The organism is Veillonella sp. KGMB01456 (assembly GCF_023051165.1).
GTDB lineage: Bacteria > Bacillota > Negativicutes > Veillonellales > Veillonellaceae > Veillonella_A.
Window position 1 is genome coordinate 1 of record NZ_JALKIG010000025.1, and the last position, 20,147, is coordinate 20,147.

Consider the following 20,147-nt stretch of genomic DNA (forward strand, 5'->3'; position numbering starts at 1 on the left):
CAAGGATATTTTCAGAATTGTTGATTTTGGAAATATCCTTGTTTTAATTGAAAAGGGAGCTGTAACTGAAATGTGAGTTAAAAAACTCAATTTCGTTACAGCCCCATTTTCTTTTTATTAGTCTAATGTTTTTGGGTATTAGTTTAATTTTGTATTTTTAGCCTGATTGGCGGCTGCAATATCTTTGGCACTGGTAATATTGCCTTTTTCGTCAACGAATGAAACACGATCCATTTGAGATATAACCTGGCCGCGAATGAAGTCTAAGTAGATACGATATAATTCTTTTTTTTCTACCAATTCGGCTTCTGTTAATTCCTGACCGGATTTTTTCTTATGGGCTAATTCGTTGATGCGCGCTAAAACGTCGTTTATTTCCATAAAATCCTCCATGTAAATTATTTATTTTCATAAAATTCTCAATACGAACTTTTCATATTCATTATAGCATATTCAGTCAAGCCGTTTGCCGTTACATCATGAGTAATGATATAATTGATGTCGAATGACAAATTATTTTGACCAGATACATTATCTTGTAAAGGTAAACTGTTTTGAATAAGTAATGTTATTTAGATTTATAAATTATTTTGAATGAGTATTCTAAGATAGATAAATGGAGCATAGAAGACAGAATGCGTGTAACGAAAGCCATTAAGGCAGAACAAATAGCTATTTTGGAAACCGTCTATAAAGATGCGAAACCTGCCTTGCATTATAACAGTCCTTTTGAACTGCTCGTAGCCGTAGTTTTGTCCGCACAATGTACGGATGAACGGGTTAATATTATTACGGCGCGATTATTTCCCACTTACAGTGATCCGGCCGACATGTTGGCGTTGGGAACGGCTAAGTTGGAAGTGTTAATTCGCGACTGCGGTCTCTATCGGGCGAAAGCGGCGAATTTAATAAAAACCTGTGATATTTTGGTTAATACTTATGGCGGTGAAGTGCCCCATGAGTTTGACAAATTGGTAGAATTGCCCGGCGTAGGGCGTAAAACGGCCAATGTGTTGGTGTCGGTATTGTTTGATACACCGGCTATTGCCGTAGATACTCATGTATTTAGGGTGTCTAATCGTTTGGGCTTGGCTCGCGGTAAAACGCCGGAAGAGGTAGAAGAAAAGCTCAAGAAAGCAATTCCGATGGAAAAATGGAGTGCCGCTCATCATTGGATTATTTGGCATGGTCGTAAAGTTTGTAAGGCCAGAAAGCCTTTGTGCGGCGAATGTCCGTTAGCTCATGTGTGTCCGTCAGCCGGTAAGGAGGCATAATATGAAGGAAGCAATGCAATCACTTATAAAGAAGTTTAAAGCAATCGGTGTTACCGGTAGCGCAATGGTAACGGAATTATTGCGTTTTCGCGTACTGGATCAAATACTTCAGACTAGTCCCGAAGTACGCCAGTGGGGGATTACGGGTGATAAATTATATGAATTGGCGCAGCAAAGTACCGTTGAAGTTTTTGGCGAACTTCCTTACGATCAAGTAGCCTTTGAATCTGTATACGGCCCTTCTTTTGCCGTAGAAGTGATGGACTTTATTACGGAGACGGGCTATGTGGAAGGCCTTGCGGGCGGTGAACAGTGGCGCTTGCCTTTTAAAGACATCATTGAATTCCACAAGAATTCGGAAGGTATTATCCTCTTTGCCAATATTGAAGAATATGCCGCCTTGGCAGAAGAAATTTTGCAAGCCATTCCATCGGAGCGTTTATTATTATATACATCATCCGAAACATGCTATAATTTATTTAAACAACTCTATCCGTTGGCTCCGGTTATTGATGAATGGCCGGAAGATGTTATTTTTGACCATATTGTAGCGGCGTCTACCGGCTTGTTCCGGGCACCGGTTGAAATTATGCAGGAATTGGCTAATCGGGTAGGCAATATTACAGAACTCGGTACAGCTCACTACTTCATTCCGATTAGTGCCATTCAGGACCAAGTGGGCATGAATCGCATGACTGTTCAGTATATGTTGTTGCAACCACGTTTGGAAGCGATTCGCGAATGGGCGCCGCTGGGCACTTATGAATTTGTGTACACAAATCGTTCGGTTAAAAAAGTAGCCCTTGAGATTCGTGAAGTAATGGGGGACACATGGCGCTCCACACCGTTTATTGCTTTGCCGCATGAAGTTTTGGCTTCTATGGATACGTTCTCTATGGTACAGTATGCCTTATCGTTATGCGGTATAGAACCGGCTATGAAAGCGCAATTACCGACATTGGGCGAAGACGGTTTTACTTCCAAAGATCCTAAAGTTCCTTTATATGTACAAAAAGTATTTAATGCTTTTGAAGCGACCCGCTTGGAATTAGAACGTCAGGGGACTGAGGTTCAATTAAAACTGGTTGACCATGAAGGTCGTAAAGCAGGGGAAACTTTGGACGAAGATTCCTATGCGGAACTCATGGAACAAAGTAAAGTGGCCGAGGAGGATACAGCGTATTGGATGTTTACCAATCCGGAGGCTGCTTATATCTGGTATACCTATTTCCGCAGTCTACAGGGGGAACAGGTTTTAACCAAGCTGGCTCAAATGGTGTTGATGCCGGAAGCCTTATTGCAGTTGATGGGCAGTGTGCGTCGTCAAATTATTAAAGAAGAACCGTTGGCAGAATTGGCCACTCGTTTTGAAAAAGCCCGGGCGGCTCGTAAAGCGGCCTTAGCTAAGGCTGACGCCGATTGGCAGGCTGAGATTGAAGCCATTGCCAAAGAAATTGTACCAAATCCAACTGAGAGTAATTGACAAGAAAGTCTAAGTGGGATAAAGTATAGAGTTAGATAAGGAGGTAAGACATGGCAGTTGTAAATTTTGAAATCTATAAAGTATTAGGCACCTTATCTGAAAATAAAGATGGGTGGAAAAAGCAACTTACTTGCACCAGTTGGGGGCGTTATAATCCTAAATTCGACCTTCGTTCCTGGGACAGTGAATATAATGGTATGACTAAGGGGATTACCTTATCGCTCGAAGAAATCGTGGCTCTTCGCGATTTATTGAATGAAGTGGATTTAGAAGCGGCTTACGAAGAATCCGTAGCGGAACGTCAAGCTGCCAAAGCAGCTGAAAAAGCGGCTGAAAAGGACTCCGCTGACGAATAAGCAAAATTTAAGTAATGAGTTGCATTAACTGATTGTCCATGATATAATCAATAAGCATAGTTTTGGACAGTGGAAAGAGGTGTATAGAATGAAACAAGGAATTCATCCTAATTATGGTGAAGCTACTGTAACTTGCGGTTGTGGCAATACGTTTAAAACAGGTTCCGTTAAAAGCGATCTTCGCGTAGACGTATGTTCCAAATGCCATCCGTTCTTCACAGGACAGCAACGTACTGCTCAGGCTCGCGGTCGTATCGAACAATTCAACAAGCGTTACGGTAAATAATTACTGTAGTCTAGCTATACAAATAATACGGCAGAGCTTCGGCTCTGCCTATATTTGTTTGAGAGAGGAGACGCATTGGAAACGAAGCGAGTTAAAAAGTTTGTCGGAGGCCAAGCCGTCATTGAAGGTGTTATGATGCGCGGCCCTAAATATACAGCTACAGCGGTTCGTGAACCGGGTGGCCAAATTGTAGTGGATACGAAACCGACGAGTTCAATCAGTGATAAGTATCCCATTTTGAAAAAACCTTTGTTACGAGGTTGTGTGGCTCTTTATGAGTCTTTAGTTATCGGTATGGGAGCCCTTTCTTTTTCGGCTAAAGCAGCCGGTGAAGAAGAGGAAACCATGTCAAATAAAGAGATTGCTCTTACCATGGTATTTTCTACGGTACTGGCAATTGCCTTATTTTTGGCATTGCCCACGTATGCAGCTAAATGGATTCCCGGTATCGGTGACAATCACTTTGTATTAAACTTGGTAGAAGGGGCGATTCGCCTTCTTTTATTTTTGATTTATATATGGGCCATAGGTCAAACGAAAGACATTCGCCGTGTATTCCAGTATCACGGCGCGGAGCATAAAACGATTCATACCTATGAAAGTGATGTACCGTTGACAGTTGAAAATGTGCGTGAGCATTCACGTTTACATGCACGTTGCGGCACTAACTTTTTATTAATCGTTATGGTAACGAGTATTTTTGTATTCGCTTTCTTAGGTTGGCCAAGCTTATGGGAACGCATTATTTCCCGCGTTCTTTTGATGCCGGTAGTAGCCGGTATTGCCTATGAAATGATTCGTTTGGCGGGACGCAGTGAAAGTGTCATCGTTAAGGCCTTAATTACGCCCGGTTTGTGGTTGCAGTACATGACAACTCGTGAACCGGATGACGACCAAATTGAAGTGGCTATTCGAGCTTTGGAATCGGTACGGCCGGCTGAAGAAGACGCTTATGAATCTTAGCTGTGCCGACGGAGTATTAAAATCTGTTACAGCAGTTCTATAGTGTCGTCAATATTAGTTTGAAAGGGGTACCCGTTTCATGGTTTTAGTAGATAAATTACAAGTTATTGAAGATAAATTTATGGATTTGGAGCAGCGCATCAGTGACCCTGAAGTGATTGCCCGTCAGCAGGAATGGCAGAAGTTAACACGTCAACACGCTTCCCTTACAGAAACCGTTAATACCTTCAGAGAATATAAACAAGTTCTCGCCGGTCTTGATGAAGCCTTGGAAGTAGTAGAAGATAAAAGCTTAGACGAAGAATTTCGTGAAATGGCGCAAGAAGAGTTAAAAGAATTAAAAGAGCGCAAAGAAGAGTTGGAAGAACAACTCCATATTTTGCTTTTGCCAAAAGATCCTAATGATGAAAAGAACGTTATCGTGGAAATCCGTGGCGGTGCCGGCGGTGATGAAGCGGCTTTATTTGCCGGTGATTTGTTCCGCATGTACACTAAATACGCGGAAGCGCAAGGTTGGCGTTGTGAAATCATCGATGCCAACGCACCGGAATTGGGCGGTTTTAAAGAAGTGGTGTTCTCCGTTGACGGTAACAGTGCTTATTCCAAATTGAAGTTTGAAAGTGGTGTACATCGTGTACAGCGCGTGCCGGAAACCGAATCGTCCGGTCGTATTCATACCTCTACCGTTACCGTAGCCGTATTGCCGGAAGCGGAAGATGTAGACATTGAAATTAATGATAAAGACCTTCAAATCGATACCTATTGTGCCAGCGGTGCCGGCGGTCAGCACGTTAACCGTACTGAATCGGCCGTGCGTATTACGCATAAACCGACAGGCATTGTAGTTGCGTGTCAGGATGAACGGTCTCAGTTAAAAAATAAAGATAAGGCAATGCGCGTATTACGTGCTAAATTGCAAGATAAAGCCGAACAGGAAGCGGCCGCCAGCGTGGCAGCCGATCGTAAGAGTCAGGTTGGTACGGGCGATCGCAGTGAACGTATTCGTACGTACAACTATCCGCAAGGTCGTGTGACCGACCATCGCATTAACTTAACGCTCTATAAATTGGATGCCGTACTTAATGGCGATTTGGACGAACTGATTCAAGCTTTGATTGCAGCGGATCAGGCCGCTAAAATGCAGGAGGCCGATCAAAATGCCTAAGGAGCTGTGGACTATCGGTCGCTTGCTCCAATGGACAGAGCAGTATTTTCTCGGCAAAGGCGGCAGTCGCCTTGATGGGGAAGTGCTGCTTTCTCATATATTGGGGAAAGATCGAATTTACTTATACACACACTATGATGAACCTTTGAATAAACAGGAGCTCGACGCGTATCGTCCGCTCGTACTTGAACGCGCCAAAGGGTTTAGTGTAGCTGCGATTATCGGTAAAAAAGAATTTATGGGTTTGCCGTTTATTGTGAATAAGGGTGTATTAATTCCGCGTCCCGATACGGAAACTTTGGTTGAAGATATTTTGACCGTTTTTGACAAAGAAAGTGCCCCGTACATTCTTGATGTGTGTACCGGACCCGGTACTATTTTATACAGTTTGCTTCACTATTTACCTAAGGCTACGGGGCTCGGCCTTGATATCAGCAAGGAGGCGTTGGCGGTGGCTGTTAAGAATCGGGAGCAGTTGGAGCTGGCGGATCGGGCTAAATTGTGTTACTCCGACTTATTGAGTGCCTTGGCAACGGATACAGCCTATGAAAACGCTTTTGATTTAATCGTCTCCAATCCGCCGTATATTCCCAGTGAAGAAATTTTGACCTTGGAACAGGAAGTTCAAAATGAACCGGTAATAGCCTTAGACGGCGGTGCCGACGGCTTGGATTTTTATCGCCGTTTATTGGCAGAGGCACCTAAGTATTTAAAAGCAGGCGGCTATTTAGCGGTTGAAATCGGCTATGACCAAGCAAAGGCGGTAACGGAGCTTGCCAAAACTATGGGTGTTTACAGTGAAGTAGTGGCACAAAAAGATTTAGGTGGTATTGTACGGGCCTTACGTTGGCAGAAAACAGGTGATGATAATGGCCATAGAAACTAAAGTATATAAACATTTGGATGATGCAGCCATTGCCGAATTGGGCGCACGTTTACGAAACGGCCAGTTGGTGGCCATCCCTACGGAAACCGTATATGGACTGGGCGCCAGCGGTTATGATGAAGCGGCGATGAGTCGAATCTACGAGGCAAAAGGACGCCCGTCGGACAATCCTTTGATTTTACATGTACCGGATCAGGACGCGGTAAAACCGTTGGTAGCCTCAATTCCACCGACGGCACAAAAGCTCATGGATGCTTTTTGGCCGGGACCTTTAACGATTATTATGCCAAAATCCGACAAGGTGCCTAAGCGTGCTACGGGCGGTTTAGACAGTGTGGCTATTCGTTGTCCCGCTCATGATGTGTGCCGAGCTATTTTAAAAGCCGCCGGCGTACCGGTGGCGGCTCCCAGTGCCAACATTTCCGGTCGTCCCAGCCCGACTACGGCAGATGCCGTTTTACATGATATGAAGGGACGCATCGAGGCTATTGCCGATGCAGGCCCTTGTGATGTGGGCGTTGAGTCGACCATCGTAGAATGCGGTGATGATGCGGTTACTATTTTAAGACCGGGCGGGATTACCGATGCCATGTTAAAACGAGTGGTGAGTACGGTGACTTTTGACGAAGCTTTGAGTGCGCCCGATGTGGCACCGAAAGCACCGGGTATGAAGTATACGCACTATGCGCCGGACGGTGATATGACCACTTATGTGGGGGCACCGCGCCTCGTTAGTCAGGCTATGATAGAGGCCATGGAAGCTATTAAACAAGAGCATCACGACAAACCGCTTCGCTTTGGGTTCCTCATGAGTGATGAAGTGGCACAATTCCTTGATATCTATTTATCTTCATCGGATGTGCCTTTTGAATATGTAATTTATGGTAATGCGGCGGATTATAAAGGGCTTGCCCATAATTTGTATTCTTCATTATTGGCTTTTAATAAGGCCGGCGTGACCCATATTTTTGCCACCGGTGTGCCTATGCAAGGCTTGGGTCGAGCTATCATGAACCGTATGGCGAAGGCGAGTGGTCAAAAAATCGTACACGTAACAGGTAAACCGTAAGGGAGCCTTGTAAATAGGAGCCCCGGTTTTATATCGGCAGGCTATAAAAGAGTTATAGAAAAGAGGTAAGACTATGAACATATTATTTGTTTGCACCGGCAATACTTGTCGCAGCCCCATGGCGGAAGGTATGCTTAAAGCGATGGCAGAGGACGCAAAAAAAGATGTAGTGACTTTGTCGGCCGGTTTATTTACGGCTCCGGGTGGCCGTGTATCACCTCAGGCCATTGAAGCAGTTAAAGATGTGGCTGATATTTCCGGTCATCTATCGCGTCCGCTTAATAAAGCTCTTTTGGATGCGGCTGATTTGGTTGTCGGTTTGGCAGCGGATCATAAAAAAGTATTGTTGCGCCAATTCCCTGAAATGAGCGATAAAATCGTAACCTTGGGTGAGTGGGCCGGTACGAATGAAGACGTAGCCGATCCGTTTGGCGGTACGCAGGAAGAATATGATGCTTGTGCGGCACAGATCAAAGAGCTTTTGACAAAAGCCTTAGCAAAGTTGGATTAAACAGTAATAAATTCTAAGTCGTCACTTCGAAGGGCGTTTTGAGAGCGGTTAGTCATATCTTGATTGGTAGTCAATTTAAATAATATCTCTATATTGCGTACAAATGTCATTGCTTGATTTTATATGACATAGTAAAATAGGGTAGAGATGTTTATATTTAATGGATACCGATTAGGAGGGATAGGATGAAAGTAGCCATTGGCGCTGACCATGGCGGCGTTCATTTAAAAGCGGCAATTAAAGCTTTGCTTGATGAATTGAATGTGGCCTATACTGATTTTGGTACCGATTCGGAAGCATCCGTGGATTACCCGGATATTGCCGAACCTGTGGCTAAAGCAGTAGCAGCAGGAGAATATGATCGAGGTATTTTAATTTGCGGTACCGGTATCGGAATTGGCATTGCTGCCAACAAAGTAGCCGGTATTCGTGCGGCCTTATGCCACGATACATTTTCAGCCCACGCTTCACGGGAACACAACAATGCCAATATCTTAACGATGGGCGAACGTGTTATCGGACCCGGGTTAGCCGGCGATATTGTTAAAATTTGGTTAACTACCGAATTCGAAGGTGGCCGTCATGAACGACGGGTTGCCAAAATAGCCGAACTAGAGGCTTAGTCCAGATAATTTGGGGGACAGCTTGTATTTCATAGGCACTATGATTTGAGTGTGTAGGAGGTAATGCTATGAGCATTCTTAAGAGTCAAGATCCGGAATTAAAAAATATGATTGATTTAGAGTTAAACCGTCAACGCAATAAGTTGGAAATGATTGCATCTGAAAACTTCGTATCCGAAGCGCTTATGGAAGCACAGGGCAGTGTATTGACCAATAAATATGCGGAAGGTTATTCCGGCAAGCGCTATTATGGTGGCTGTGAATATGTAGATATGGTGGAAACGTTAGCGATTGAACGAGCTAAGAAATTATTCGGTGCTGAACATGTCAATGTACAGCCTCATTCCGGCTCGCAAGCTAATTTCGGTGTTTATTTTGCTTTGTTAAAACCGGGCGACACTATCATGGGTATGAACTTATCCCATGGTGGTCATTTGACTCATGGTTCGCCGGTTAACGTTTCGGGTACATACTTCAATGTAATTCCTTACGGCGTTGATGCAGAAACACAGGAAATTGATTATGATGAAATGCGTAAAATTGCCGAAGAAAACAAACCTAAGTTAATTATCGGCGGCGGCAGTGCGTATTCTCGCATTATTGATTTCAAAAAAATGGCCGACATCGCTCATGAAGTAGGCGCTATTTTTATGGTAGATATGGCTCACTTTGCAGGTCTTGTAGCAGCCGGTTTGCATCCAAATCCAGTGGAATATGCTGATGTAGTAACTACAACTACACATAAAACATTACGCGGACCTCGTGGCGGCATGATTCTTTGCAAAGAACAATATGCCAAAGCTATTGATAAAGCAATTTTCCCCGGCATCCAAGGCGGTCCTTTGATGCATGTTATCGCTGCAAAAGCGGTTGCTTTCGGCGAAGCTTTAAAACCTGAATTCAAAGAATATGCACAGCAAGTTGTAACCAATGCGAAAGTGTTGGCAGCAGCTCTTCAAAAAGAAGGTTTTAAAATCGTATCCGGCGGTACCGATACGCATGTAATGCTTGTTGACGTACGCAGCTGTGGTTTAACCGGTAAAGTTGCTGAATTCTTACTCGATGAAGTAGGCATCACTTGTAACAAGAACACCATTCCGTTCGATCCTGAAAGCCCATTCGTAACCAGCGGTATTCGTCTCGGTACACCGGCTTTGACAACACGTGGCTTAAAAGAAGCGGATATGGAAGAAATTGCGTCCATCATTGCGTTAGTTCTTAAAAACTCCGAAGATAAAGCTAAACATGAAGAAGCAGCTAAACGTGTAGCCGCTCTTTGTGAAAAATATCCTATGTATCCTAATCTTTAATATATCCGCTTGAGAGAGATTTCATAACATGCCTTATTGAGGCACAGAATAGTAAGACTTAAGGAGGCACCGTATTTATGAATGTTAATGTAATGACTCATCCGTTGATTCAACATAAAGTAACCTTAATCCGTAATGTTGAAACAGGTTCTAAAGATTTTCGCGAATTATTGGAAGAAATTACACTTTTGATGGGGTATGAAATTACTCGCGACTTACCGTTGGAAGATGTAGAAGTACAGACTCCGTTGGTAAAAGCAATCGGTAAACAAATTGCCGGTAAAAAATTAGGCATTATCCCTATTTTACGTGCCGGTCTCGGCATGGTTAACGGTCTATTGGAATTAATGCCAATGGCTAAAGTAGGTCACGTAGGTTTATACCGTGATCCTGAAACCTTAAAACCGGTTGAATACTATTGCAAATTGCCGTCTGATTTGTCCGAACGTCGTATTATCGTGACAGATCCTATGTTGGCAACCGGCGGCAGTGCATCGGCAGCCATCACTCTTTTAAAAGAAAAAGGGGCTCGCGATATTCAGCTTATGTGCTTGGTAGCAGCTCCGCAAGGCGTTGAAGCGGTTAATAAGGAACATCCGGATGTACGTATTTATGTTGCGGCACTTGATGAAGACTTGAATGAACATGGCTACATCTTGCCTGGTTTAGGCGATGCAGGGGACCGTATTTTCGGTACTAAATAGTCTAAAAAATAAGATAGGTGAAGCGTATTAACTTTTACAGTCTGATAGGCTTTACATAATAAATAATGAATGGCTTGGAGCAATGTGCTTCAAGCCATTTTTGTGTTATATTTCATGATTGATATATGTAATTTAATTTTTTGCAATAGACAAAATAAAGCATGTCGAATATAATAGATATATAAGAAGGATAGAAGCAGTAAATTATACTTCGTAATTTATCGCTAAGAGAAGTAAATAATTAATATATTATAATGAAATGAGGTAGACTATGAAATTAAACAAATCTTTAAAAGTATTAGCCGTATCTTTATTGGTGGCAGGCAGCTTTGGCTTGGCACAGGCAAATTCCGAAATTACAATTGACCAGGCAACCGCTATCGCTTTGGCTAAAGTGCCGGGCGCGAATGCAAGCCATGTATATAAAGTTAAACCGGACATTGAAAATGGCCGTAAAGTATATGAAGGCAAAATTTTCTACAACGGCGTTGAATATGAATTCGAAATTGATGCCGCTACCGGTCAAGTTATTGATTGGGACGTAGATCGCGACTAATAGGCTGCTATTGTAATGGATTGACATTTGTTACGAACAGCGCTTTGATGTTCTGATTTATATAAAAACTTTAGAATGGCCACTACCTAACGGCAAGCACACCTTTTCAAGCTAAGGCTTACCTTATAGGTAGTGGCCATTCTTTTTGTGATTCAGCTATCATCTCAGAAAGCAAAGCGCTGTTCTTCAATATCGATTTCAGCACATTACAATAGCGGCCTATTAGTCGTTTTTGAGGAGTGGAGGGAAGGGAATTGTATTGGAACAATACAATTCCTCCCACTCTCCCCATATCCTCGGCTATTATTCGTCCATTTATGGTGTGATTCGCAAGTCATTTTATAGGTTGTTATGGGGAAGATGCTAAATATATTGAAAACGTTTTTTTTGTTGTAGCCGGCTAAAATTACCTGTGAATTGAGATGAGCTATAATCGCTGAAGACCTGATATTCTCTGCAAGGGGAGCCTTAGCTCGAAGAGGTGTGCTCTCCGGTAGAGAATATCAGGTCTCATATGATTTTGAAACTTAATATAAGGTAATTTTGACGGCCGAGCAGTCAACGTTTTCAATATATTTTTTAGTATTCAATATAATAATTTATAAAATGACTTGCGCGTGTCACCCATATAAGGTAGAATATAGGCGAGGATATTTTTTTATCGACGGTGGGACGATTTTCGCTCCAGCGGGATGAAAGAGGTACAGCATGAAAGATTTATCGGAGGTGTATCAACGAATAGCTCCGGAACTTATGCGAATTGTGGAAGAGCGCTACATACTGCTGAATCACATTTCCTATGCACAACCTATCGGGCGACGCATGCTTGCCAACCTTAGTAAACTATCGGAACGTGTAGTACGTTCACACGTTGAAATCATGAAGGACAATGGTCTTATTGGTTTTACCCAACAGGGGATGGTGTTAACTGAGGAAGGCAAAGAACTGCTGCCGCAACTAAACTCATCAATGCACGAGCTCAATAAAATCAGTGAGCTTGAAGCAAAGCTTAAAGAAGTTTTGCAAATTGATGAAGTTATTATTACCAGTGGCGGTGGTGAAACCGACATGGAACGCAAAGAGTTAGGCTTCCAGGCGGCGAAAGTGTTGCAAGGGGTATTGCATCCGGGCAGTGTCTTAGCTGTAAGTGGCGGCAGTACGATGGCCAATATGGCAGATGCTCTGCCGGCCAAGAAATGTCAGGCTACCATTATTCCGGCTCGCGGCGGAATCGGCGAACGGGTAGAATATCAAGCGAATGTGATTGCTTCGGTGATTGCCGAGAAAATCGGCAGTACCTACAAAATGTTGCATCTACCTGATGGTTTGTCGCAAGACGCGTTGAGCATTTTGATGAATATGGAACCACAAATCAAAGAAGTGATGGAATTGGCTAAGCAAACCGATATTTTAATCTTTGGCATCGGTGAAGCCTTGCACATGGCGGCACAGCGGCATATAACAGATGCACAACGCTCCACGTTGCGCGCTAAACGTGCTGTTGGGGAAGCCTTGGGTTACTATTGTGACATTAGCGGCAACATTGTGTATACGACCAATAATGTGGGCATTGCCCTTACTGATATTGAGTCTATACCGCATGTAATCGCTGTAGCAGGTGGTGCCGGTAAAGCCAAAGCAATTATCGGGGTGATGAGAGCCTGTCGCAAAGGTACCCTTATTATTGATGAAAGTGCAGCTGAATCAATAGCAGCGCTACTAAGTATTAGCTAGTCATAGTGTTTATGATTTATTATTAGTCATACATTGTTTTATTTAAATCGTAAACACTCACATTTTAAAACTGTTTAGGTATTAATTTTTACACTCTAGGAGGAACCATCATGGCAGTTAAAATTGGTATTAATGGATTTGGTCGTATCGGTAAATGTGTATTTCGTGCAGCGCTTCATAACCCTGAGGTAGAAGTAGTGGCTATTAATGACTTGGGCGATATTGAAGGTTCTGCTTTATTATTAAAATATGATTCCGTACACGGTAACTTGCAAGAAGAAATTACTGTTGACGGTGAATATATTGTTGTTGACGGCAAAAAAGTTCGTGTATTCCATGATCCTAACCCTGCTAATATCGACTGGTCTTCCGAAGGCGTTGAAATCGTTGTAGAAGCAACCGGCCGTTTCCGCAAACGTGATGACGCAGCTCAGCATTTGGGCGGTTCTGTTAAGAAAGTTATTATTTCCGCACCGGCTAAAGAAGAAGACATTACTATTGTAATGGGTGTTAACCAGGACAAATATGATCCTAAAAACCACCACATCATTTCCAACGCAAGCTGCACAACTAACTGCTTGGCTCCGTTTGCTAAAGTATTGAATGAAAAATTCGGTATCAAACGCGGCTTGATGACTACGGTTCACTCCTATACCAATGACCAACGCATTTTGGATACACCGCACAGCGACCTTCGTCGTGCTCGCGCAGCTGCTTTATCCATTATTCCTACAACTACCGGCGCTGCTAAAGCAGTAGCTTTGGTATTACCTGAATTAAAGGGTAAATTAAACGGTTTCGCTCTTCGTGTGCCTACACCAAACGTTTCCATTACCGACTTGGTAGCTGAACTCAATGTAGAAACAACTAAAGAAGAAATCAATGCCGCATTACGTGAAGCAGCACAAGGTGAATTGAAAGGTATCTTAGGTGTTTCTGATTTACCGCTCGTATCTCACGACTTCAACGGTGACCCACGCAGCTCCATCGTTGATGCTGATTTGACAATGACAATGGAAGGCAATATGGTAAAAGTGGTTTCCTGGTACGATAACGAATGGGGTTATTCCAACCGTGTCGTTGATTTAGCTAAATTCATTGCTGATCAAGGTTTATAATTTTTGCAGGGGACTATGTAGATAGTCCCCTCTTTTGCTTACCATTTATAAGCTAATGACGAGAGATAGGCTTATTTTTTATAAGCTGTATCGTTAACATATAGGAGGCCGTTATGAAAAAAACAATCGAGTCCGTTGACGTAGCCCATAAACGCGTATTTGTGCGCGTAGATTTTAATGTACCTTTAAAAGATGGTGTCATTACTGATGATACGCGTATTCGTGCTACTTTACCGACCATTAATTATTTAATCGGTAAAGGGGCCAAAGTAATCTTAGCGTCTCATTTGGGACGTCCGAAAGGAGAACGTAAACCGGAATTTACGTTACAGCCATGTGCTGTTCGTCTCAGTGAACTCTTGGGCAAACCGGTAGCATTTGCCGATGATTGTGTCGGTGAAGCCGCTCATAAAGCGGTAGAAGCTATGCAGGATGGCGACGTTCTTTTGTTGGAAAACTTACGGTATCATAAAGAAGAAGAAAAGAATGGCGAAGATTTTGCCAAAGCATTAGCATCCCTTGCCGAAGTGGGCATCAATGATGCGTTCGGCGTATCTCATCGTGCCCATGCATCCGTAGAAGGGATTACTAAATTTTTACCAATGGCAGCGGGCTATTTATTGGAAAAAGAAATTAAATACGTCGGCGGTGCGGTAGAGCATCCGGAACACCCGTTTGCAGCTATTATCGGCGGCGCTAAAGTAAGCGATAAGATTGAAGTTATTTCCAATTTATTACCAAAAGTAGAAGTGCTCATCATCGGTGGCGGTATGGCCAATACCTTTATTGCCGCTAAAGGGTATCCAACCGGCTCATCCTTAGTGGAAGCGGACAAAATCGAATTGGCAGGTCAGCTTATTAAACAGGCTGCTGAAACAAATACGAATTTGTTATTGCCAACTGATTTTGTGGTAGCCGATGCATTCAGCAATGATGCTAATCATAAAGTAGTTCCTGCCGACGGCATTGAAGAAGGTTGGATGGCCCTTGATATTGGTCCGGATACACAAAAAGCGTTTGCGGAAGCGTTAAAACCAATGAAGATGATTGTTTGGAACGGACCTATGGGCGTTTTTGAAATGGATAATTTTGCAACCGGCACTAACGCGGTAGCCAAAGCCGTAGCTGAAGCTGACGCAACGACTATTGTAGGTGGCGGTGATTCGGTGGCAGCCATTGAAAAGAGCGGTCTTGCCGATAAAATTTCTCATATTTCGACCGGTGGCGGTGCATCCTTGGAATATTTAGAAGGGAAAGCCTTACCGGGTATCGTGGCATTAGCCGATAAATAAGGAGGAGCCATGCGTAAACAAATTATTGCCGGCAATTGGAAGATGCATACTGATTTAGCGGAAGCTACTATTTTAGTGGAAGGCATTAAAGCAGCTCTCGCTGAAGGTGAAGTGAGCCGTGAAGTGGTGGTTTGCCCGCCATTTACCGGTCTCAGCACGGTAGCTGATTTAATTGAAGATACAGACGTTCGCTTAGGAGCTCAGAATATGTATTTTGAGCCAAAAGGGGCGTTTACCGGTGAAGTTTCGCCACTCATGCTTACCGATGTAGGTTGTCATTATGTAATTCTCGGTCACTCGGAACGTCGTGAGTATTTCAGTGAATCCGATGCTTTAATTAATCAGAAAATAAAAGCCGCGTTCCAATATGATTTAATCCCGATTTTATGTGTCGGCGAAAGTTTGGCACAGCGTGAAGCCAATGAGACACAGTCGTTTATTGACAGCCAATTGACAGCCGGCCTTGAAGGCTTAACGGCTGAACAGGTAAGTCAAATGGTAATTGCTTATGAACCGATTTGGGCTATCGGTACCGGTAAAACGGCAACTGCGGAACAGGCCGGGGAAGTATGTACAGCCATTCGTGCCAAAGTGGCCGCATTATTCGATGCGGCAACGGCTGAAGCGTTGCGTATCCAATATGGCGGCAGTGTTAAAGGCAGTAATGCTAAAGAAATTTTATCTCAGCCGGATATTGATGGTGCTTTAGTAGGTGGTGCATCCTTAAAAGCAGATGATTTCATGGCCATTATTAAAGCCTAAGGTTGATTAATGATTATTTAAGTCTAAGGGTGATTAACTATTATTTAAGCCTAAGGTTGATTAGTTTTTGGCCGCTTACATTCATTTACCAAGTTTTTACGCATATTAAATATAGATTATAAAGTTATACTGTATAGTAGATACTAGACGGTAAAACTTATTATAGTTTAATTACGAACAAGATATTTTGAATATAGAAAGGTTTGTGTATGGCAAAATTAAAAGCTCCCGTTATGCTGACCATTTTAGACGGGTTCGGCATAGGGGATGTGAACGACCCTACCAATGCGGTCGTACAGGCTAAGCCTGAGAACTTTTTAAAATTATGGGAAACCTATCCGCATACACAATTACAGGCATCGGGTCTCGCTGTAGGCTTACCGGAAGGCCAAATGGGTAATTCCGAAGTAGGTCATTTAAATATCGGGGCCGGCCGCATTGTGTATCAGGAGTTGACTCGAATCACCAAAGATACGGAAGATGGTGCTTTTTTTGAAAAGCCAGTTATTAAAGAATTATATGCACAGGCGAAAGACCACCGTTTACAGATTATCGGTTTGGTGTCCGATGGCGGTGTTCACAGCTCCTTAGATCATATTAAAGCGATTATTAAGGGCGCTAAAGACGCAGGCGTTACTGAATTATACGTTCATGCTTTATTGGATGGCCGTGATGTACCGCCACAAAGCGCACTTACCTATTTAGAAGATTTAGACGCTTATATGACTCAGCTCGGCCTTGGTAAAATCGCCACCATCGGTGGTCGTTATTACGGCATGGACCGCGATAAACGTTGGGAACGTGTTGAGAAAGCCTACCAAGCTATTGTTGATGGTGTTGGTGTTACAGCTGATTCTGTTAAAGCGGCTATCGAAGCGTCTTATGCCAATGAGGTAGTGGATGAATTCGTAGTGCCTGTAGTATTGGATGCTAAAGGCGCTATTGAAGCTCATGATGCGGTGATTTTTGCCAACTTCAGACCGGACCGTGCCCGCCAGCTCACCAGAGCGTTGGTAGATCCTGAATTTACCGGCTTCAATCGAGTTAAAGGTTTGTTGCCGATTTATATGGCTACTATGACCAAGTATGAAGACGGTTTGCCTACTCATATTGTGTATGAAAAAGAACTGCTCACTAATACATTGGGTCAAGTATTAGCTGATGGCGGTTATACGCAGCTTCGTATTGCGGAAACCGAAAAATATGCTCATGTAACTTATTTCTTCAGTGGTGGTCAAGAAGATGTATTTGACGGTGAAGAACGTATTTTGGTGCCATCCCCTAAAGTGGCAACCTACGATTTACAACCGGAAATGAGCGCTTACGAAGTAACCGATAAAGTAGTGGCTGCTATTGAAAGTGGCAAGTTCGATATGATTATTTTGAACTTTGCCAACCCTGATATGGTTGGACATACGGGCGTATTGGAAGCTGCTGAAAAAGCAGTACAAACTGTGGATGCTTGCTTAGCACGTATCGTGGAAGCTATTAATAAAGTAAAGGGGCATTTATTGGTAACCGCCGATCATGGTAACTCGGAAATGATGGTTGACCATCGTACGGGGGCGCCGCATACGGCTCATACGACCAATCCGGTACCGCTTATTTTAGTTAGTGAAGCGCATAAAAACGATAGCTTAACGGAAGGTAAGCTTTGCGATTTGGCGCCGACAATGCTCGCTTTGGGTGGTATTGCGCAACCGGCTGATATGACCGGTCACAGCTTATTGGTTAAAAAATAAGAATTTGCATAGGATGAGTCGATTTATACCAGGACTCACCGGTTTAGATTCAAATCATTTAATTTTTACAAACGGTTACATATAGCCGATTTAAGTATATAAAAGTATTTACGAATATACTTTTAAAAAGTGTTCTTTTCAAGGAGGTAACACATTATGGCAATGATTACAGATGTTTACGCAAGAGAGATTTTGGATTCCCGTGGCAACCCTACTGTTGAAGTGGAAGTGTATTTAGAAGACGGGTCCATCGGTGTTGCTTCCGTTCCATCCGGTGCTTCTACAGGCATGTTTGAAGCCGTAGAACTTCGCGACGGTGACAAGGGTCGTTACCTCGGTAAAGGGGTAGAACAGGCCGTAGAAAACGTGAATGAAAAAATCGGTCCTGAAATTATCGGTTATGATGCGTCCGAACAAGTAGCTATCGACCGTTTGATGATTGAACTTGATGGCACGCCTAACAAAGGTAATTTTGGTGCCAATGCAATTCTCGGCGTGTCCATGGCTGTAGCTAAAGCAGCTGCCGCATCCTTTGATTTACCATTGTTCCAGTATCTTGGCGGTACTAATGCCAAAGAATTACCGGTTCCTATGATGAATATTTTAAACGGTGGTGCTCATGCCGACAACAACGTAGATATTCAGGAATTCATGATTATGCCGGTAGGCGCTGAATCTTTCAAAGAAGCTTTACGCGCTTGTGCCGAAGTATATCACACATTGAAAAACGTATTGAAAGCTAAAGGCCTTGCTACCGGTGTAGGTGACGAAGGCGGTTTCGCACCAAATCTCGGCTCCAACGAAGAAGCTTTACAGGTTATTTGTGAAGCTATTAAAGAAGCCGGTTATGAACCGGGCAGCTACTTCAAATTGGCTATTGATGCGGCTTCTTCCGAATTCTACAAAGACGGCAAATATGATTTAGCCGGTGAAGGCAAAGTAAAAACGGCTGCTGAAATGGTTGAATTTTATGCTGATTTAGTAGCTAAATATCCTATCATCTCCATCGAAGACGGCCTTGCTGAAGAAGATTGGGAAGGTTGGAAATTATTGACTGAACGCCTTGGCAACCAAGTTCAACTCGTTGGTGATGATTTATTCGTAACTAACACGGAACGTTTGGCCAAAGGTATTAAATCCGATACGGCCAATGCTATCTTAATCAAAGTAAACCAAATCGGTACTTTGACAGAAACTTTCGACGCTATCGAAATGGCAAAACGTGCCGGTTACACTTGTGTTATTTCTCACCGCTCCGGTGAAACCGAAGACAATACAATTGCCGATATCGCTGTAGCTGTTAATGCCGGCCAGATTAAAACCGGTGCACCGGCTCGTAGCGAACGTGTAGCTAAATACAACCAATTGCTTCGCATCGAAGACTTATTGGCTGAAACTGCTCAGTATCGTGGGGAAGACGTTTTTTACAATATTAAAAAATAATCGCTCAGTAAAAAGCAACTGATACATTAGGTAAAAAGATTCGGCTGCATCTGATGAAACTTTGCGGTTTCACCGGTGTAACGAATCTTTTTACTGTTTTTCAGACTTTTATAGATTTTTTTATAGATTTTATTTGCGGCGAACGATGGAATTCATTATAATGGAGAGTAGCGAATAAAAAGGGAGGAATAACCTTGGCAAATTTATATATAGGCTTGGTTCATTATCCTATCTATAATAAGCATGGCGAAGTCATTACGACGGCGATTACGAATTATGATATTCACGATATTGCCCGAGCGGCTATTACCTATGATGTGAGTCGTTATTTTGTGATTCACAACATACCGGCCCAACGTGATTTGGCCAAGCAGATTATGGAGCACTGGCAAACCGGTTTTGGCAGTACCTACAATCCCGACCGCAAAGATGCGTTCAGTGAAGTGGCACTGGTCAACTCGATTCGCGCCGCTGTTGAGGAAGTGACAGCCCTTGAGGGTGACCCGCCGATTATCGCCACAACCGATGCACGTACTTATGATAATACGGTGACTTATGCATGGATGCGGCAAACGCTTGAAAAGGGGTCGCGCCCTGTGTTAGTATTATTTGGTACCGGTTATGGCATGACCAAAGATACTATGGAAGAATTTGATTATATTTTAGAACCTGTATATGGTCACGGTGATTACAATCATCTGTCGGTACGCAGTGCAGTCTCCATTATTTTGGATCGTTTGCGTGGCGAAGCGTGGTGGGAAAAAGCATAGTGCTATTAACGTGTAATGTCATAAGAAGGCAGCAAACGTAAGCAGAATATTAATAAAGCAGAATGCAAAGAAAGCACCAAAGAATCATTCAGGTTATTAT

At 43.1% G+C, this 20,147-nt stretch carries 21 protein-coding genes; 20 read left to right on the forward strand and 1 reads right to left on the reverse strand.

Going from position 1 to position 20,147, the window contains the following annotated elements; genetic code table 11:
* Window positions 1-138: 138 nt before the first annotated feature.
* Window positions 139-381, reverse strand: coding sequence for a DUF896 domain-containing protein (locus MXE28_RS07790; protein ID WP_226974456.1), 243 nt, complete (start codon window positions 379-381; stop codon window positions 139-141).
* A gap of 254 nt (window positions 382-635) precedes the next feature.
* Here MXE28_RS07790 and nth point away from each other — a divergent pair, with 254 nt between their 5' ends.
* From nth to MXE28_RS07890, 20 genes are all read left to right on the forward strand, one after another.
* A complete protein-coding gene (nth, locus tag MXE28_RS07795; RefSeq protein ID WP_021841491.1) occupies window positions 636-1,274 on the forward strand; it encodes an endonuclease III in 639 nt (212 codons plus the stop codon).
* A gap of 1 nt (window position 1,275) precedes the next feature.
* A complete protein-coding gene (locus MXE28_RS07800; protein ID WP_247240021.1) occupies window positions 1,276-2,757 on the forward strand; it encodes a hypothetical protein in 1,482 nt (493 codons plus the stop codon).
* Between the two features lie 50 nt (window positions 2,758-2,807).
* Complete coding sequence (locus MXE28_RS07805) at window positions 2,808-3,113, forward strand: PC4/YdbC family ssDNA-binding protein (RefSeq protein WP_021841493.1); 306 nt, start codon at window positions 2,808-2,810, stop codon at window positions 3,111-3,113.
* Window positions 3,114-3,201: 88 nt separating this feature from the next.
* Window positions 3,202-3,399 carry a 50S ribosomal protein L31 gene (rpmE, locus tag MXE28_RS07810; protein ID WP_021841494.1) on the forward strand — a complete coding sequence of 66 codons (198 nt, stop codon included), beginning with the start codon at window positions 3,202-3,204 and terminating at the stop codon, window positions 3,397-3,399.
* Window positions 3,400-3,474: 75 nt separating this feature from the next.
* On the forward strand, window positions 3,475-4,362 hold the full coding sequence (locus MXE28_RS07815; protein WP_226974458.1) for a DUF1385 domain-containing protein: 888 nt from the start codon (window positions 3,475-3,477) through the stop codon (window positions 4,360-4,362).
* A 79-nt stretch (window positions 4,363-4,441) separates the two neighbouring features.
* Window positions 4,442-5,527, forward strand: a complete 1,086-nt coding sequence (gene prfA / locus MXE28_RS07820; protein ID WP_226974459.1) for a peptide chain release factor 1 — start codon at window positions 4,442-4,444, stop codon at window positions 5,525-5,527.
* On the forward strand, window positions 5,520-6,413 hold the full coding sequence (prmC, locus tag MXE28_RS07825) for a peptide chain release factor N(5)-glutamine methyltransferase (RefSeq protein WP_021841497.1): 894 nt from the start codon (window positions 5,520-5,522) through the stop codon (window positions 6,411-6,413). The genes prfA and prmC overlap by 8 nt, the downstream gene beginning before the upstream one ends.
* A complete protein-coding gene (locus MXE28_RS07830; RefSeq protein ID WP_021841498.1) occupies window positions 6,397-7,482 on the forward strand; it encodes an L-threonylcarbamoyladenylate synthase in 1,086 nt (361 codons plus the stop codon). Before prmC ends, MXE28_RS07830 begins: the two co-directional genes overlap by 17 nt.
* A gap of 73 nt (window positions 7,483-7,555) precedes the next feature.
* Entirely contained in the window at window positions 7,556-7,993 is a 438-nt protein-coding gene (locus tag MXE28_RS07835) for a low molecular weight protein arginine phosphatase (protein WP_021841499.1), read from the forward strand.
* A 185-nt stretch (window positions 7,994-8,178) separates the two neighbouring features.
* On the forward strand, window positions 8,179-8,616 hold the full coding sequence (gene rpiB, locus MXE28_RS07840; RefSeq protein ID WP_021841500.1) for a ribose 5-phosphate isomerase B: 438 nt from the start codon (window positions 8,179-8,181) through the stop codon (window positions 8,614-8,616).
* A 68-nt stretch (window positions 8,617-8,684) separates the two neighbouring features.
* Window positions 8,685-9,926: a serine hydroxymethyltransferase gene (gene glyA / locus MXE28_RS07845; protein WP_247240022.1), complete on the forward strand. Its 1,242-nt coding sequence runs from the start codon at window positions 8,685-8,687 to the stop codon at window positions 9,924-9,926.
* Window positions 9,927-10,003: 77 nt separating this feature from the next.
* A complete protein-coding gene (gene upp, locus MXE28_RS07850) occupies window positions 10,004-10,630 on the forward strand; it encodes a uracil phosphoribosyltransferase (protein WP_021841502.1) in 627 nt (208 codons plus the stop codon).
* Window positions 10,631-10,901: 271 nt separating this feature from the next.
* Window positions 10,902-11,186 carry a PepSY domain-containing protein gene (locus MXE28_RS07855; protein WP_021841503.1) on the forward strand — a complete coding sequence of 95 codons (285 nt, stop codon included), beginning with the start codon at window positions 10,902-10,904 and terminating at the stop codon, window positions 11,184-11,186.
* Between the two features lie 708 nt (window positions 11,187-11,894).
* Entirely contained in the window at window positions 11,895-12,920 is a 1,026-nt protein-coding gene (locus MXE28_RS07860) for a sugar-binding domain-containing protein (RefSeq protein ID WP_021841504.1), read from the forward strand.
* A 110-nt stretch (window positions 12,921-13,030) separates the two neighbouring features.
* On the forward strand, window positions 13,031-14,038 hold the full coding sequence (gene gap, locus MXE28_RS07865; RefSeq protein ID WP_021841505.1) for a type I glyceraldehyde-3-phosphate dehydrogenase: 1,008 nt from the start codon (window positions 13,031-13,033) through the stop codon (window positions 14,036-14,038).
* A gap of 113 nt (window positions 14,039-14,151) precedes the next feature.
* A complete protein-coding gene (locus MXE28_RS07870) occupies window positions 14,152-15,330 on the forward strand; it encodes a phosphoglycerate kinase (RefSeq protein WP_156704613.1) in 1,179 nt (392 codons plus the stop codon).
* A 9-nt stretch (window positions 15,331-15,339) separates the two neighbouring features.
* Window positions 15,340-16,092 (forward strand): triose-phosphate isomerase, encoded by a 753-nt coding sequence (gene tpiA, locus MXE28_RS07875; protein ID WP_021841507.1) that lies wholly within the window; start codon window positions 15,340-15,342, stop codon window positions 16,090-16,092.
* A gap of 209 nt (window positions 16,093-16,301) precedes the next feature.
* Window positions 16,302-17,834, forward strand: coding sequence for a 2,3-bisphosphoglycerate-independent phosphoglycerate mutase (gpmI, locus tag MXE28_RS07880; RefSeq protein WP_021841508.1), 1,533 nt, complete (start codon window positions 16,302-16,304; stop codon window positions 17,832-17,834).
* A 156-nt stretch (window positions 17,835-17,990) separates the two neighbouring features.
* Entirely contained in the window at window positions 17,991-19,277 is a 1,287-nt protein-coding gene (eno, locus tag MXE28_RS07885; RefSeq protein ID WP_021841509.1) for a phosphopyruvate hydratase, read from the forward strand.
* A 194-nt stretch (window positions 19,278-19,471) separates the two neighbouring features.
* On the forward strand, window positions 19,472-20,047 hold the full coding sequence (locus tag MXE28_RS07890) for an RNA methyltransferase (protein ID WP_247240023.1): 576 nt from the start codon (window positions 19,472-19,474) through the stop codon (window positions 20,045-20,047).
* The last annotated feature ends 100 nt before the right edge of the window (window positions 20,048-20,147 follow it).

Bases quoted from the DNA above. Each gene is read 5' to 3' on its own strand.
- MXE28_RS07790 (WP_226974456.1), bottom strand. From the start codon at position 381: ATGGAAATAAACGACGTTTTAGCGCGCATCAACGAATTAGCCCATAAG.
- MXE28_RS07870 (WP_156704613.1), top strand. From the start codon at position 14,152: ATGAAAAAAACAATCGAGTCCGTTGACGTAGCCCATAAACGCGTATTT.
- rpmE (WP_021841494.1), top strand. From the start codon at position 3,202: ATGAAACAAGGAATTCATCCTAATTATGGTGAAGCTACTGTAACTTGC.
- tpiA (WP_021841507.1), top strand. From the start codon at position 15,340: ATGCGTAAACAAATTATTGCCGGCAATTGGAAGATGCATACTGATTTA.
- MXE28_RS07830 (WP_021841498.1), top strand. From the start codon at position 6,397: ATGGCCATAGAAACTAAAGTATATAAACATTTGGATGATGCAGCCATT.
- gpmI (WP_021841508.1), top strand. From the start codon at position 16,302: ATGGCAAAATTAAAAGCTCCCGTTATGCTGACCATTTTAGACGGGTTC.
- gap (WP_021841505.1), top strand. From the start codon at position 13,031: ATGGCAGTTAAAATTGGTATTAATGGATTTGGTCGTATCGGTAAATGT.
- MXE28_RS07805 (WP_021841493.1), top strand. From the start codon at position 2,808: ATGGCAGTTGTAAATTTTGAAATCTATAAAGTATTAGGCACCTTATCT.
- eno (WP_021841509.1), top strand. From the start codon at position 17,991: ATGGCAATGATTACAGATGTTTACGCAAGAGAGATTTTGGATTCCCGT.
- rpiB (WP_021841500.1), top strand. From the start codon at position 8,179: ATGAAAGTAGCCATTGGCGCTGACCATGGCGGCGTTCATTTAAAAGCG.
- upp (WP_021841502.1), top strand. From the start codon at position 10,004: ATGAATGTTAATGTAATGACTCATCCGTTGATTCAACATAAAGTAACC.
- MXE28_RS07855 (WP_021841503.1), top strand. From the start codon at position 10,902: ATGAAATTAAACAAATCTTTAAAAGTATTAGCCGTATCTTTATTGGTG.
- prmC (WP_021841497.1), top strand. From the start codon at position 5,520: ATGCCTAAGGAGCTGTGGACTATCGGTCGCTTGCTCCAATGGACAGAG.
- nth (WP_021841491.1), top strand. From the start codon at position 636: ATGCGTGTAACGAAAGCCATTAAGGCAGAACAAATAGCTATTTTGGAA.
- glyA (WP_247240022.1), top strand. From the start codon at position 8,685: ATGAGCATTCTTAAGAGTCAAGATCCGGAATTAAAAAATATGATTGAT.
- MXE28_RS07800 (WP_247240021.1), top strand. From the start codon at position 1,276: ATGAAGGAAGCAATGCAATCACTTATAAAGAAGTTTAAAGCAATCGGT.
- prfA (WP_226974459.1), top strand. From the start codon at position 4,442: ATGGTTTTAGTAGATAAATTACAAGTTATTGAAGATAAATTTATGGAT.
- MXE28_RS07835 (WP_021841499.1), top strand. From the start codon at position 7,556: ATGAACATATTATTTGTTTGCACCGGCAATACTTGTCGCAGCCCCATG.
- MXE28_RS07860 (WP_021841504.1), top strand. From the start codon at position 11,895: ATGAAAGATTTATCGGAGGTGTATCAACGAATAGCTCCGGAACTTATG.